The 12876-nt window shown below is 71.9% G+C and carries 9 protein-coding genes; 4 read left to right on the top strand and 5 right to left on the bottom strand.

The annotated features are described in order from the left end of the window. Nucleotides 1-54 precede the first annotated feature (54 nt). Complete coding sequence (locus WH85_RS01800) at nt 55-2922, top strand: toll/interleukin-1 receptor domain-containing protein (protein WP_045739843.1); 2868 nt, start codon at nt 55-57, stop codon at nt 2920-2922. 2 nt (nt 2923-2924) lie between these two features. On the opposite strand, the gene lon is transcribed toward WH85_RS01800, so the two are convergent. The 5 genes from lon to WH85_RS01775 form a co-directional block, all read right to left on the bottom strand. Then, nucleotides 2925-5249, bottom strand: a complete 2325-nt coding sequence (gene lon / locus WH85_RS01795) for an endopeptidase La (protein ID WP_281179029.1) — start codon at nt 5247-5249, stop codon at nt 2925-2927. Nucleotides 5250-5573: 324 nt separating this feature from the next. Next, entirely contained in the window at nt 5574-6455 is an 882-nt protein-coding gene (locus tag WH85_RS01790; protein WP_045739842.1) for a helix-turn-helix transcriptional regulator, read from the bottom strand. 205 nt (nt 6456-6660) lie between these two features. Continuing rightward, nucleotides 6661-7698, bottom strand: a complete 1038-nt coding sequence (locus tag WH85_RS01785) for an alcohol dehydrogenase catalytic domain-containing protein (protein WP_045739841.1) — start codon at nt 7696-7698, stop codon at nt 6661-6663. 434 nt (nt 7699-8132) lie between these two features. Then, nucleotides 8133-8600 (bottom strand): DUF7919 family protein, encoded by a 468-nt coding sequence (locus WH85_RS01780; protein WP_483756999.1) that lies wholly within the window; start codon nt 8598-8600, stop codon nt 8133-8135. Further along, the gene (locus WH85_RS01775) at nt 8534-9805 is read right to left on the bottom strand and encodes an MFS transporter (RefSeq protein ID WP_045739839.1); all 1272 of its coding nucleotides are present in this window, start codon (nt 9803-9805) and stop codon (nt 8534-8536) included. The genes WH85_RS01780 and WH85_RS01775 overlap by 67 nt, the downstream gene beginning before the upstream one ends. 1 nt (nt 9806) lies before the next feature. Here WH85_RS01775 and WH85_RS52145 point away from each other — a divergent pair, with 1 nt between their 5' ends. From WH85_RS52145 to WH85_RS01760, 3 genes are all read left to right on the top strand, one after another. Beyond that, complete coding sequence (locus WH85_RS52145) at nt 9807-10079, top strand: hypothetical protein (protein WP_045739838.1); 273 nt, start codon at nt 9807-9809, stop codon at nt 10077-10079. A gap of 207 nt (nt 10080-10286) precedes the next feature. After that, entirely contained in the window at nt 10287-11879 is a 1593-nt protein-coding gene (locus tag WH85_RS01765; RefSeq protein ID WP_245673778.1) for an ABC transporter substrate-binding protein, read from the top strand. A 1-nt stretch (nt 11880) separates the two neighbouring features. After that, a complete protein-coding gene (locus tag WH85_RS01760) occupies nt 11881-12876 on the top strand; it encodes an ABC transporter permease (protein ID WP_245673777.1) in 996 nt (331 codons plus the stop codon).

The raw sequence follows: 12876 nt of genomic DNA, 5'->3' as shown, positions 1-12876 counted from the left end.
AGCCTGGCCGCCTGACGCTTCCGCACACGTCTACGGTTGTCGATACCATGGCGCATGGGTGAGCCGACGCTCCGACCGGCGCCGCGGTACGACGCCTTCCTCTCGTACGCCCGCAGCCGGGACGGCGCCCTGGCCGCCGCCCTGCACGCCGAACTCGAACGGTTCGCCGGGAGCTGGTGGCGGTCCCGGCGACTGCGCGTCTTCCACGACCTCGCCAGCCTCCCGGCGTCGGCGGGGCTCCGGGAGTCCCTGGAACGGTCACTGGCCCGGTCGGAGTGGTTCATCCTGCTGGCCTCCCCGGAGTCCGCGCGGTCCCGGTGGGTCGGCCACGAGGTGGACTGGTGGCTGGCGAACCGGTCGACGGACCGGATCCTGATCGCGGTCACCGGCGGGACACTCCGCTGGGACGGCGGCACCGACGCGCTCTCGCCGTCGCTGGCCGCCGCGTTCGCCGAGGAACCCCACTGGATCGATCTCCGGCCGTACGCCGGGACGACGGGCCGGCCGTTGCTCGGGGACATCGTGGCCGACCTGGCCGCCCCGATCCTCGGCGTCGACAAGGACACCCTGGTCGGTGAACATCTGCGGCGGCGACGGGGCGCGACGCGTACCCTCATCGCCGCAGTCGTGGTGTTGATCCTTCTGGCGGTGACGGCTGTCGGTGGCGCGGTGATCGCCCGCAACCAGGCACGGGAGGCCGAACGGCAGGCGGCGGTCGCGACCGCCCGGCAACTCCAGGCGCTCGCCGACGTCTCGCTGCCGACCGACCCGCGGACGGCGCTCGGGCTGAGCCTGGCCGCGCACCGCATCGACCCCGGTGACGAATCGGATCGTGGGGTGTACCGGACCCTGGCAAGCACGCCGTACGTGAGCACGCTGAGCGCGCATCGTAAGCCGGTCACCGCGACGGCGTTCGCGTCCGCGCAGCGTCTGCTGGCCCTCGGCGACGACGACGGCGCGGTGAGCGTCTGGGATCTCGCCGACCCGGCCCGGCCCCGGCTGCGGCACGGTCCGGCCGACCTCGGCATCGGCGTGGTGTCCGCTCTCGCGTTCGAGTCCGGCGGAACGGTGCTGGCGGTCGGCGGGGTGACCGATCCGGCCCAGTCGCGGGCGGTGAGCCGGGTGGCGCTCTGGGACGTCGCGCAGCCCTTCGCGGTCGGGCACCGCGTGCTTCCGGCGCTGACCGGGCGGCTGACGGCCCTGACCTTCCTCCCCGGCCGGCCGATGCTGGCCGGCACCCTGGTCGAGCCCTACCCGGCGAAGCCGAGCCTGCACCTCTGGGGGACACCGTCCGTGGCGCAGGCCCGGCCGTCGGGGGCACCGGCCGTCTCGGCGGACGGCGATCCGATGGCTCTGGCCGCGACCGGCGACGGGCGTCACCTGGTCATGGGGTCGTCCCAGGGGGACGGGACCACCATCGCGGGCTCGGTGACCCTGTGGGCGGTGGACGACGCCGGCACGCCACGCCGCATCGCCGCCGCGCAACTCGGGCCGGTGGCTTCGGTGGCGGTCAGCGGCGACGGGCATACGGTCGCCGCCGGCGGGCAGGACCGCACGGGCGCCGGGAGCATCACCCTGTTCGACATCACCGACCGTAAGCGGGTCCGACGCATGGACACGGCGTTCGGCAGCCGGCCGGATCCGGTCGCGGGCGTCGCCCTCTCCCCCGACGGGCGGCTCCTCGCCGAGGCCGGCGGGCGCAGCCTGCGCCTGTGGGACGTGCACGACCGCGACGATCCCATCGCCGTCGACACCCCGGGTGAGGCCCATCAGGACGACGTCCGGACGGTGGTCTTCGCCGGCGACGGTGGGATCCTGGTGACCGGTTCCGCCGACACCACCGGCATCGTCTGGGATGCGCACGGCCGGACCGCGCCGGACGCCGCCGGGACGGTCACGCTGCGGCCGCGGGGCACGCCCGCGGACCCGTGGTGGGCCAGCGCGGAGGGCAAGATGCTCCGCGACGTCCTGGGCGCTCCGGGGACGGTGACTTCTTATCGCGTACGCGCACTGCCCTCACCGGACGGGCGGCTGATCGTCACGACCGACCTCGACGGCCAGGCCGTCCTGTGGCAGACCGGACCGGACGGGCGGTCCCGGCAGCTGCCCGTCCCCGCGGACCGGCTCTCCGCCGTGACCTGGGCCGCCTTCGACCCCGGTTCCCATCTGCTGATCACCGCCGGGGCGGAACGGGCCCAGCTCTGGGACGTCACCGACCCGTCGCGGCCGGCCCCGCTCGGTCCCGCCATGACCGGGGTGGTGCCGCCGGCCGCGTTCTCGGCGGACGGGCGGCTGCTGGTCATCGACGGCGTCGACGAGGACGACGGCAACGGGGTCCTCACCTCGACCGTCACCGTCTACGACCTCACCGATCCGGGCCGGCCCCGGCAGCTGTCCCGGATCGACGGCACCCGGGAGACGCTGGTGCAGTCCCTCGCCCTGTCGCCGGACAGTGCGATTCTCGCAGTCGCCGACAGCTCCGACACCCGCCTCTACGACCTTTCCGACCTCTCAGCGCCGGTACGCCTGGCGAAGTCGTTACCGAAGACGGCGGACCCGGTCGCCTTCACCCCGGACGGCCGGACGCTGGCGGGCGTGAGCCGGCAGACCCTGGTCCTGTGGAACGTCGAGGATCCCCGCGATCCGCGTCCGCTGGGCACACCGCTGCCCCTGGCGTACGAGGGCGAGGCCTCGACCATCACCGTCACCCGCGACAGCCGCCGTGTGTCGGTCACGACGCCGGTCCCGGGCCCCGCCGACGACCTGGGGGTGCAGAGCTGGGACATGTCGCGGCTCGTCCGGCTGCGCGCCGAGGCCCCGGAGTCCGCCTGCACGATGACCGATGCGGCGTCGTCCGGGGCCGTCGAGTGGCGCCGGTACCTGGACACGCCGGAGACCGTCCGGCTGTGCCCAGGTCCCTGACGTCAGGCAGCCGTCGTCACCTCGGCCGTGACCGGCTCGGCCGTCACCGGCTCCAGCGCCGCGGCGAGGATGTCGCGGACGTCGGCGACGGTGTGCACGGTCAGCGCCTCGAGCACGTCGGCCGGCACCTCGTCCAGGTCCGGGGCGTTGCGCTGCGGCAGGAACACCTCGGTCAGGCCGGCCCGCTGCGCGGCGAGCAGTTTCTGCTTCACCCCGCCGATCGGCAGGACCCGGCCGGTCAGCGACACCTCGCCGGTCATCCCCACGTCGGCCCGGACGTTGCGGCCCAGCAGCAGCGACACCAGCGCGGTCGTCATGGTCACGCCCGCCGACGGTCCGTCCTTGGGCACCGCGCCCGCCGGGACGTGCAGGTGGATCGGGTGGTCCAGCTGCTCCGGGGAGATCCCCAGCTCGGCCGCGTGTGCCCGCACGTAGGAGAGGGCGATCTGCGCCGACTCCTTCATCACGTCGCCGAGCTGACCGGTCACCGACAGGCCGCCCTTGTCGCCGGGCAGCAGCGACGCCTCGATGTAGAGCACGTCACCGCCCATCCCGGTCACCGCCAGACCGGTCGACACACCGGGCACCGCGGTCCGTTCGGACGACTCCGGGGTGAACCGCGGCCGCCCGATCAGGTCCTTCAGGTCGGCGGCGTCGACGGTGGCGGGAAGGGTGCCCAGGGCGGCCTTCCGGAACGCCTTCGCCAGGAGACGCTCGAACGAACGTACCCCCGCTTCCCGGGTGTACAGCGCGGCGATCTCCCGCAGCGCCTCCTCGGTGATCGTCACCTCGTCGTCGGCGAGAGCGGCCCGCTCCCGCTGCCGCGGCACCAGGAAGTCCCGGGCGATGGCGACCTTGTCGTTCTCGGTGTAGCCGTCGATCGTGATGAGTTCCATCCGGTCGAACAGCGCCTGCGGAATCGAGTCGAGGACGTTGGCGGTGGCGATGAACAGCACGTCCGACAGGTCGAGGTCCAGGTCCAGGTAGTGGTCGCGGAACGTGTGGTTCTGCGCCGGGTCCAGCACCTCCAGCAGCGCTGCCGCCGGGTCACCGCGGTAGTCGCTGCCGACCTTGTCGACCTCGTCGAGCAGCACCACCGGGTTCATCGAACCGGACTCGCGGATCGCCCGCACGATCCGGCCGGGCAGGGCACCCACATAGGTGCGCCGGTGTCCGCGGATCTCCGCCTCGTCACGGACACCACCGAGAGCGACCCGGACGAACTTCCGGCCGAGGGTACGCGCGACCGACTCCCCCAGCGAGGTCTTGCCGACCCCGGGCGGACCGGCCAGCAGGATCACCGCACCGGAACCGCGCCCGCCGACGACGGTCTGCCCGCGGGACTCCCGGCGGGCGCGTACCCCCAGATATTCGACGATCCGGTCCTTGACCTCGTCCAGGCCGTGGTGGTCGGCGTCGAGGACGGCCCGGGCCGCGTCCAGGTCGGTGTTGTCGGTGGTGCGCACCGTCCACGGCAGGTCGAGCACGGTGTCCAGCCAGGTGCGGATCCAGCCCGCCTCCGGGTTCTGGTCGCCGCCGCGCTCCAGCTTGTCGACCTCGCGCAGGGCGGCCTCCCGGACCGCGTCGGGCAGTTCGGCCGTCTCGACCCGGCTCCGGTAGTCGTCGGTGCCGTCCGCCTCGCCCTCACCGAGCTCCTTGCGGATCGCCTTCAACTGCTCACGCAGCAGGTACTCGCGGTTACGCTTCTCCACCGACTCGCGGACATCGTGATCGATCTTGTCGCTGACCTCGGACTCGGCCAGGAAGTCCCGGGTCCACTCGATCAGCAGCCGCAGCCGGGCCTCGACGTCCGGGTTCTCCAGCAGCTCACGTTTGCGGTCGTTGGACAGGTACGGCGCCCAGCCGGCGGTGTCGGCCAGGTCACCCGGGTCCTCGATGGCGCTGACCGAGTCGATGACCTGCCACGCCTCGCGGCTCTGCAGCACCGACACGACCAGCTGCTTGTACTCGGCGGCGAGCTCCTTGACATGCTCACCGGCCGGACCGGCGACGACCGGTTCCGCCTCGACCCAGAGGGCGGCGCCCGGCCCGGTCACGCCGCTGCCGATGCGGGCCCGCACGCCGGTGCGCAACACGGCGGCCGGCGACCCGCCCCGGGACTTGCCGACACGTTCGACGGTCGCCACCACGCCGTAGGACGCGTACCGGTCCTCCAGCCGCGGGGCGATCAGCAGCTCGGAGCCGGCCGCGGTGCGGGCGGCGTCGACGGCAGCCCGCGCCGCCTCGTCCAACTCGATCGGGACGACCATGCCCGGGAGGAGGACCACGTCGTCGAGGAACAGCACGGGAAGTCTCTTGCTGGACACGGTTACCTCCGGAAAGTTGAGTACGCCCGACTCAACCGCGCCGCCATCCACGATCTTCCACCGTTCGCTCCCGGCGAACGCCCCGCCTCCGCCGAGCACCGGGGAGCCGGGCCACGGCCTTCGCCCGCCATCTCGTGCTGCCGGGTGAGGGCCTGACAGCGTTCCTGCACGATGTGCACGAGGTCAACCCGGCGATGCCGTCGCCACATCAGGTCGGCTCAGCGCTCCCGCCACGATGGGCGAGGAGATCCTCCGCAAAGCCGCGCAGGACCAGCTGACGACCATCCGCTGGCAGTGATCCCCTACGCCGGTGGCGGGATGCACTCAGGGATGGTCGGCGGGCTGCGGCGATGCGGGGAGGGACCAGCTGGCCAGCAGGCGTAACTGTTCCTCGGTGGCGGAACCGGGCTCTGCCGTGTACGTGGTCAGCAGGTGAGAGGCGTCGGCGGCGGTGGGCAGCGCCATCGAGTGGTAGGCCAGCTCCACCATGCCGACGGCCGGGTGGCGGAAGCGTTTGGTGCCCCTGCTGCGCAGGAGGATGTCGTGGGACGCCCAGCGGTCGGCGAACTCGGGAGTGGCCGCGGACAGTTCGGCGATCAAGGAACGCAGGGCCTCGTCGCAGGGGAAACGGCCGGCCTCGGCGCGCAGCAGGGCGGCGATCGTGTCCGCGGCGCCCGTCCAGTCGTCGTAGAAGCGGGCCGCCCGGGGATCCAGGAAGTGGTACCTCGCCAGGTTTCCGCGGGCCTCACCGCTGGTGAGCATCGGGGCGTACAGGGCTCGGCCGAGGGCGTTGGTCGCCAGCACGTCCCAGCGGCCGTTGCTGACGAAGGCGGCGCTCATCGTCATCGCGTCGAGCATCCACTGCACCTGCGGCGGGAGCGGCTCCACCCCCCGGCAGCGGCGGTCGCGCTGGACCGGGCGGGCGGCCCGGGACAGGTCGAACAGGTAGGTGCGTTCCTCCTCGCCGAGACGCAACGCCCGGGCGACGGCGTCGAGCACCTCGTCGGAGACTCCGGCGATGTGGCCCTTCTCCAGGCGGCGGTACCACTCGGGGCTCACCCCGGCCAGCACCGCGACCTCCTCACGGCGCAGACCGGGCACGCGGCGCCGTGGCCCGGACGGGAGACCCGCCTGCTCGGGGGTGATCCGGGCACGGCGGCTGGCCAGGAAGTCGCGGACGTCCGCACGGTTGTCGTTCACGGTCACATTCCCAGGGTACGAGCGGAGCGGGCGCGAAGACGGGTACCGATTCTGCCCCCTTCACGCCGCTCATCGGGTGACCACGCACGCAGAATGAAGGGCGCGAGGATCGCCCTGGACGCGCCGGCGGCCAGATCCTCGCGCCCGGCCTCCGCGGGAGCGACGGTCAGCACCACCCACCCGGCTGGGACATCATGCGTTTGATCTTGATTTAGGGTTTGATCAGCACTTTCAGGGCCTTGCGGGCGGCCATGTCGCGATAACCGTCCGGGACGCCGCCGAGGCCGGTCGTGACGTCGAAGACGCGGCCCGGGTCGAGGCTGCCGTCGAGGACGCCGGGCAGCAGCTCGGCGATGTAGGCGCGGGCGGGCGAGGCGCCGCCGGCGAGGCGCACGTTGCGCAGGAAGAGACTGCCGAGTCCGATCGGCGCCTCCTCGTACTGCGGGACGCCGACCCTACTGATCGTGCCGCCCGCCCGGACCACGCCGACGGCCTGGTCGTAGGCGTGGCGGGTACCGACCGCCTCGATGACGACCGGCGTGCCGTGACCGCCGGTGATCGCTCGCACCGCCTCGATGCCCGCCTCGCCGCGCTCGGCGACGACGTCGGTGGCGCCGAAGTCGCGGCCCAGTCCGGTCCGGGCCGGGTGCCGTCCCATCAGGATGATCCGCTCGGCGCCCAGCCTCTTGGCGGACAATACCGCGAGCAGGCCGACCGCCCCGTCGCCGACGACGGTGACGGTGCCGCCCCGGGTGACGCCGCCGGACACCGCGGCGTGATGACCGGTTCCGAACACGTCGGAGAGGGTCAGCAGGGACGGGAGCAGCGCCTCGTCGACGCCCGCGGGGACCTTGACCAGGGTGCCGTCGGCGAACGGGACGCGCACCGCCTCGGACTGGCCGCCCTCGTCGGGTTCCAGGTCCCACATGCTGAAGTGCGCACAGGCGTTCTGCTGACCTTCGAGGCAGTACTCACACGTGCCGTCGGAGATGCTCCACGGGGCGATGACCAGGTCACCCTTGCGGACGGTGGTCACCTCGGCGCCGACGTCCTCGACTACCCCGACGAACTCGTGGCCCATCCGGGCGGGCGGGCTACCGGCGGGCATTCCCGCGTAAGGCCACAGATCCGACCCGCAGATGCAGGCGGCCGTCACCCGTACGAGGGCGTCGGTCGGACGTTTGAGGACGGGGTCGGGAACGGTCTCGACGCGGACATCGCCGGCGCCGTAGAGAAAAGTGGCTCGCATGGGACCAGCAAAGCCGCTGCTCAGCCACGGTTCCAGGCTGCGTTTGTGGGGGTGGCGAAAGTACCCCCAGCCGTCGTAGAGGGTTGTGTTTCGCCTTCTGGACAGCCGTGGCCGACGGCCCGGTCACCCCAGCCGTCGCCAGTGGTTCGTCCGCGAGCCGAAAACGACCGTGAACGACGGCCGGCGCCCCACCAGCCGTCGCCAGTGGTAGATCCGCGTGCCGGGGTAAGCCGTGGTCGACGGCTCGACGGGCTGAGCCGTCGCCGAGGGCTGTGTTTCGGCCTTCGGACAACCCTGGCCGACGGCTCGGTCACCGCAGCCGTCGACAGTGGTCGACGGGAGGACCGGAAACAGCCGTGGTCGACGGCTCGACGGGCTGAGCCGTCGACCACGGCTGTCCAGAAGGCGAAGCACAACCCTCAACGACGGCTGGGCTACTGAGCCGCCCCCATGCCGAGCCTCACGAAACTCGGGAGGTCGCGATTCGCGAGGTCCGTCGCGAAGGGGGCGCCCTCGTAAGCGGCCAGCGCCATGCCTATCTGATCACCGGCGATGTCGACCAGCTCATCGTCCTGGGCGACCTGCAGCAGCGCCTCGAAGGCCGCCGGATGACGCCAGTGCGGCAGCTCGGTGATCGCCTTGCATCGGAACTCCAGATCTTCGGCGGTGTCGAGCAGCAGTCCGCGGAGCCGATCGGCACGATCGTCCCAGGCCGGCTCGGCGGTGGCGTGCAGGCCGTCCCGGAACTGCTCGGGCGGCCGGTACCCGTGGACCTCCATGTAGTGAACGATCATGGCCGGGGCGGCGAGAGATCCACGTATTCCATGTCGGCTTCCTAGGTTCGGGCCGGGCGGGTGCGGCCCCGCGCACTGTAGGCGCCGACGGCCAGCGCGGCGACGCACATCGTTCCGGCGCTCGCGGCCAGGGACGTGTGGACGCCGACGACCGTGCCCGCCGCGCCGACCGTGAAGCCGCTGCCCAGGCGCAGGCCGCTCGACGACATGCCGTAGAGGCCGAGGATCCGGCCCCGTTCGGCGGCCGGGGCGCGCATCTGGACCACGGTCTGGGCGGTCGACGTGGCCACCAGGTTCGCGATGCCGCTGAGCACCAGCATGCCGAGGGCCAGCGGATAGCTTCCGGTCACCGCGAAGACGAGGGTGGTCGCGCCGTACACCACGGTGGCGACGACCGCGACCGGCACGCTCGGGCGGATCCAGCCGGTGGCCTCCAGGACCACGCCGCCCACCACGCCGCCGACTCCCGCGGCGAAGAGCAGGACGCCGTACGCCGTGCCGGCGTTCCCCGCGCCGAGGTCGTTGGCGAACACCGGCATCGTCGACTGCAACGATGCGCCGACGAAGAACGCGCCCAGGCCCGCCAGGACGATCATGCCGACCAGGAGGCTGTCGTCGCGGACGTCGCGCAGCACCCGGAACGTGTCCCGGAATCCGGGGCGGGACTGCCGGGTGCCCGCGTCGCGGACGTGACCCGTGTAGCGCGTACGGAACAGGAAGATCGTCAAGGGCAGGTAGATGGCGATGTTCGCGAAGATCCCGCCGGTCGGGCCGAGGCCCAGCAGCAGGAGCGAGCCGACCGCCGGGCCGCAGAGCACGCCGAGGCTCTTGAACGTGGCGTTGAGCCGGACCGCGCTGGGCAGCGCCTCCCGGCCGACGAAGTCGTGCAGCATCATCTGCTCGGCGGGCCCCCACAGCACCCCGGCGCAGCCGTGCAGGACCAGCAGCACACAGGCGTGCCAGATCTCCAGTTCCCCGGTCAGGAACAGCACTCCCCAGGCGGCCGAGACCAGCATGAACAGTGCCTGTCCGGCCTGGATGACGCGACGGCAGTCGTAGCGGTCGGCCAGGGCGCCGGAGAGCAGCGAGAAGAGCAGGAACGGCAGCCAGTGGCTGATCACCTGGAAGCCGGCGAGGGCCGGGGAGTGGAATTTCTCCCACAGCACCCAGTACGTGATGACGTGTTCGATGTTGTCCGCCATCATCGCCAGGCCGGCGCCGACGAGGTACGTCCGGCTGTCAGCGACCCGGAGTGCGGCGAACCGTCGCACCGGTGCTGGTGTCGGCAGGGGTGACGATTCGGCGGCGCACATCTTGCTCCTCAGCACGGTTCCGGATCGCGGCGACCCGACCAGCACGGTTCCGGGTCACGGCGACCCGACCAGCACGGTAGCCTGCTCCCCCGGCCGGCCCGTTCATGGTCGGCCGGACGCCGGCGACCTGCCCGAGGGCACCGACACCGACCTGCTCGCCCGTTACCTGATGGCCACCGCGGATGGTCTCGCCGTGCAGGCCTCAGCCGGCGCGACCCGCGAGGAGTTGCAGCAGCTCGCCGACGCCGCCGTCCGCAACTGGCCACCCGCCTGACCCACCCGCACCGTCCCAACCGCCCAGCCGCGTTCTGTGCTCCCAGCACAGGACCGGCTATTTCTTTGCATTGTCGAAACATTGTCGGGCGCATCCGTGCTTCATAGCCTCGAATCATGGCTCCGAGGCATCGGCGCCGACCCACGTCCTCAGCGAAACGGCTCCCCTCTGCCCGCTCCTCATCGCATCGAACGAAGGACGACAGATATGGCCATGAAGCACACCCGGGCGTCCGCAGTGGCCGCCTCGGCAGCGATAACGGCGGTGACCGTCGCCGCCTGCGGCGGGGCGACCGCACCACCCGAGTCCGCCGGCTTCGTCTCGGGCGGCACGTTCTCCGTGGCGCTCAACGACGACCCGGGCAGCCTCTCCCCCCTGACCGGCGTGTCGCTCGTGCAACGTGCGCTCGTCCCGTACGCGTACGAGTCGCTGGTCCACACCACCCCCGCCGGCGAGTTCCAGCCGTGGCTCGCCGCGAGCTGGACCGAGACGCCGACCACGATCACCTACACCCTGAAGGACGGGGTTACCTGCTCGGACGGCAGCCCGTTCAGTGCCACGACGGCGGCCGCGAACATCACCTACCAGGCCGACGCGAAGAACGGCACGTTCTGGCACGGTTCCAACATCACCGCGGACATGTCGGCCACCGCCGACGGCAACAAGCTGACGATCACCAGTAAGACGAACAACCCGTTCCTGCTCGCGTCCACCGGCTCGGTCGAGATGGTCTGCCAGGCCGGACTCGACGATCCCGACTCGCTCAAGGACAGCACCGACGGCACCGCGCTGTTCAAGCTGACCTCGGTGAAGGCCGGCACCGAGTACGAGTACACCAAACGCACCGACCACACGTGGGGCCCGCCCGGCGTCACCAGCAGCACCGAGGGCCTGCCCGACAAGGTGATCGGCAAGGTGGTGACCGACGAGTCCACCGCCGCGAACCTGCTCCTCTCCGGTGGCCTGAACGCGGCCGGGATCGCCGGCGCCGACCGGACCCGCCTGACCGCCTCCGGCCTCACCTCGGCGGGGGTGCCGAACCCGATCGGCGAGATGCTCTTCAACGAGCGGGCCGACCGGCCCACCGCCGACGTGCGGGTCCGTCAGGCGCTCACGCTGGCGCTCGACCGGCAGGCGGTCGGTGAGGTCGTGACCGACGGCAACTACCTCGCGATGACGTCGCTGGTGGTGCAGACCCCGCTGCTGTGCGTCGCGGGCGGCCCGAAGTGGACGCTGCCGGCCACCGACCGGGCGAAGGCGGCCGCGCTGCTCGACGAGGCCGGCTACCTCGCCGGCCCGGACGGCATGCGGGCGAAGGACGGCAAGCCGCTGACCATCCGGTTCCTGTACGACGCGGGGACCCCCAGCCACGCGGCCGGCGCCGAGGAGATCCAGGCCGAGTGGAAGGAGATCGGCGTCGCCACCGAACTGGTCGCCGAGGACCCGGCCGGTTGGTCCGCGGACCTCTACCAGTCGTACGACTGGGACACCGGTTTCATCCAGCTGGCCCCCGGAACGCCGGTCGTGCTCAGCCTCTTCTTCCTCGGCAAGACCAGCGAGGACGGCGGCTACAACTTCATGGCCGTGCGCAACGAGGCCTACAACACGCTGGCCCAGCAGGCGTTCACCGCCACCGACTCGGCGGCGGCCTGCGACCTGTGGCAGAGCGCCGAGAAGGAGCTGATCGACCGGGTCGACGCGTACCCGCTGGGGCAGACCGAGTCGCCGATCTTCTTCGCCGGGGCGACCGCCGAGGTCGTCGGCTCGATCCAGCCGACCAGCATCCGGATGCTGGGCTGACGTGACGACGCCGCCGAGCGTGCTCACCTCCGCTCCCCTCCTCGAGAAGGCCGCCGGACGGTCCATCTTCGTGTTGCACAGGCTGGCCCGCGCGGCGGTCTCGTTCGTCATCGTGTTCGTGGCGGCCTTCCTCATGGTGCAGCTCGTGCCGGGTGACCCGGTGCGGGCCGCGCTCGGCCCGACGGCCCCGGTCGCCACCGTGGCGGCGCTGCGCGCGCAACTGGGTCTGGACCAGCCGCTGGTGGACCGGTTCACCGCGTACGCCGGCGGGCTGCTGCACGGTGATCTCGGCATGTCGATCACCTCGCAGCGGCCGGTCGCCGAGATGCTCGCCGAGCGTCTGCCGACGACCCTGACCATCGCGGTCGCCGCCCTGCTGGTGGCCGTGGTCGGGGCGTTCCCGCTGGGGGTCGCGACGGCGGTCTCCGCGCGGGGCGCCCGGCACCGGGGTCTCGACCTCGCGGTCTCCGGACTGCTGGGTGTCCTGATCGCCATCCCGAACTTCCTGCTCGCGGTGCTGTTCATCGCGACGCTCAGCATCGGCCTGGGCGCCTTCCCGCCGGCCGGCTGGGGCACGCCGAGCCAGGCGGTGCTCCCGGTCCTGGCCCTGGCGATCGGCCCGCTGGCCTATCTGGCCCGCATCGTGCACATCGAGATGCTGCGGGTCCTCGACGCGCCGTACCTGACGACCGCCCGCAGCAAGCGGCTCCCCGGCCGGCTGATCCATCTGCGGCACGCGCTGCCGAACATCGTCGCGGCCACACTGACCGCGGGCGGGGTGGTGCTGGTCGGGCTGGTCGCCGGGACGGTGCTGATCGAGACGGTGTTCACGGTCCCCGGCATCGGGTCGACGATCGTCTCGTCGATCACGGCGCGCGACTATCCGCTCATCCAGGGCGTGGTCATCGTGTACGCGCTGCTCGTCCTCGGCACGAACCTGCTCATCGATCTCGCCCTGGTGATCCTCGATCCCCGCTCGACGATCGCGGAGGCCTGA

Origin of the sequence: Actinoplanes rectilineatus, assembly GCF_000962825.1 — a bacterium.
Lineage (GTDB): Bacteria > Actinomycetota > Actinomycetes > Mycobacteriales > Micromonosporaceae > Actinoplanes > Actinoplanes rectilineatus.
The sequence above is the reverse complement of the archived record's forward strand: the minus strand, read 5'-3'. Positions and strand labels throughout refer to the sequence as shown.

Coding starts and splice junctions, on each gene's coding strand:
- WH85_RS01800 (WP_045739843.1), top strand. CDS start 55: ATGGGTGAGCCGACGCTCCGACCGGCGCCGCGGTACGACGCCTTCCTC.
- WH85_RS01785 (WP_045739841.1), bottom strand. CDS start 7,698: ATGCGAGCCACTTTTCTCTACGGCGCCGGCGATGTCCGCGTCGAGACC.
- WH85_RS01775 (WP_045739839.1), bottom strand. CDS start 9,805: ATGTGCGCCGCCGAATCGTCACCCCTGCCGACACCAGCACCGGTGCGA.
- WH85_RS01765 (WP_245673778.1), top strand. CDS start 10,287: ATGGCCATGAAGCACACCCGGGCGTCCGCAGTGGCCGCCTCGGCAGCG.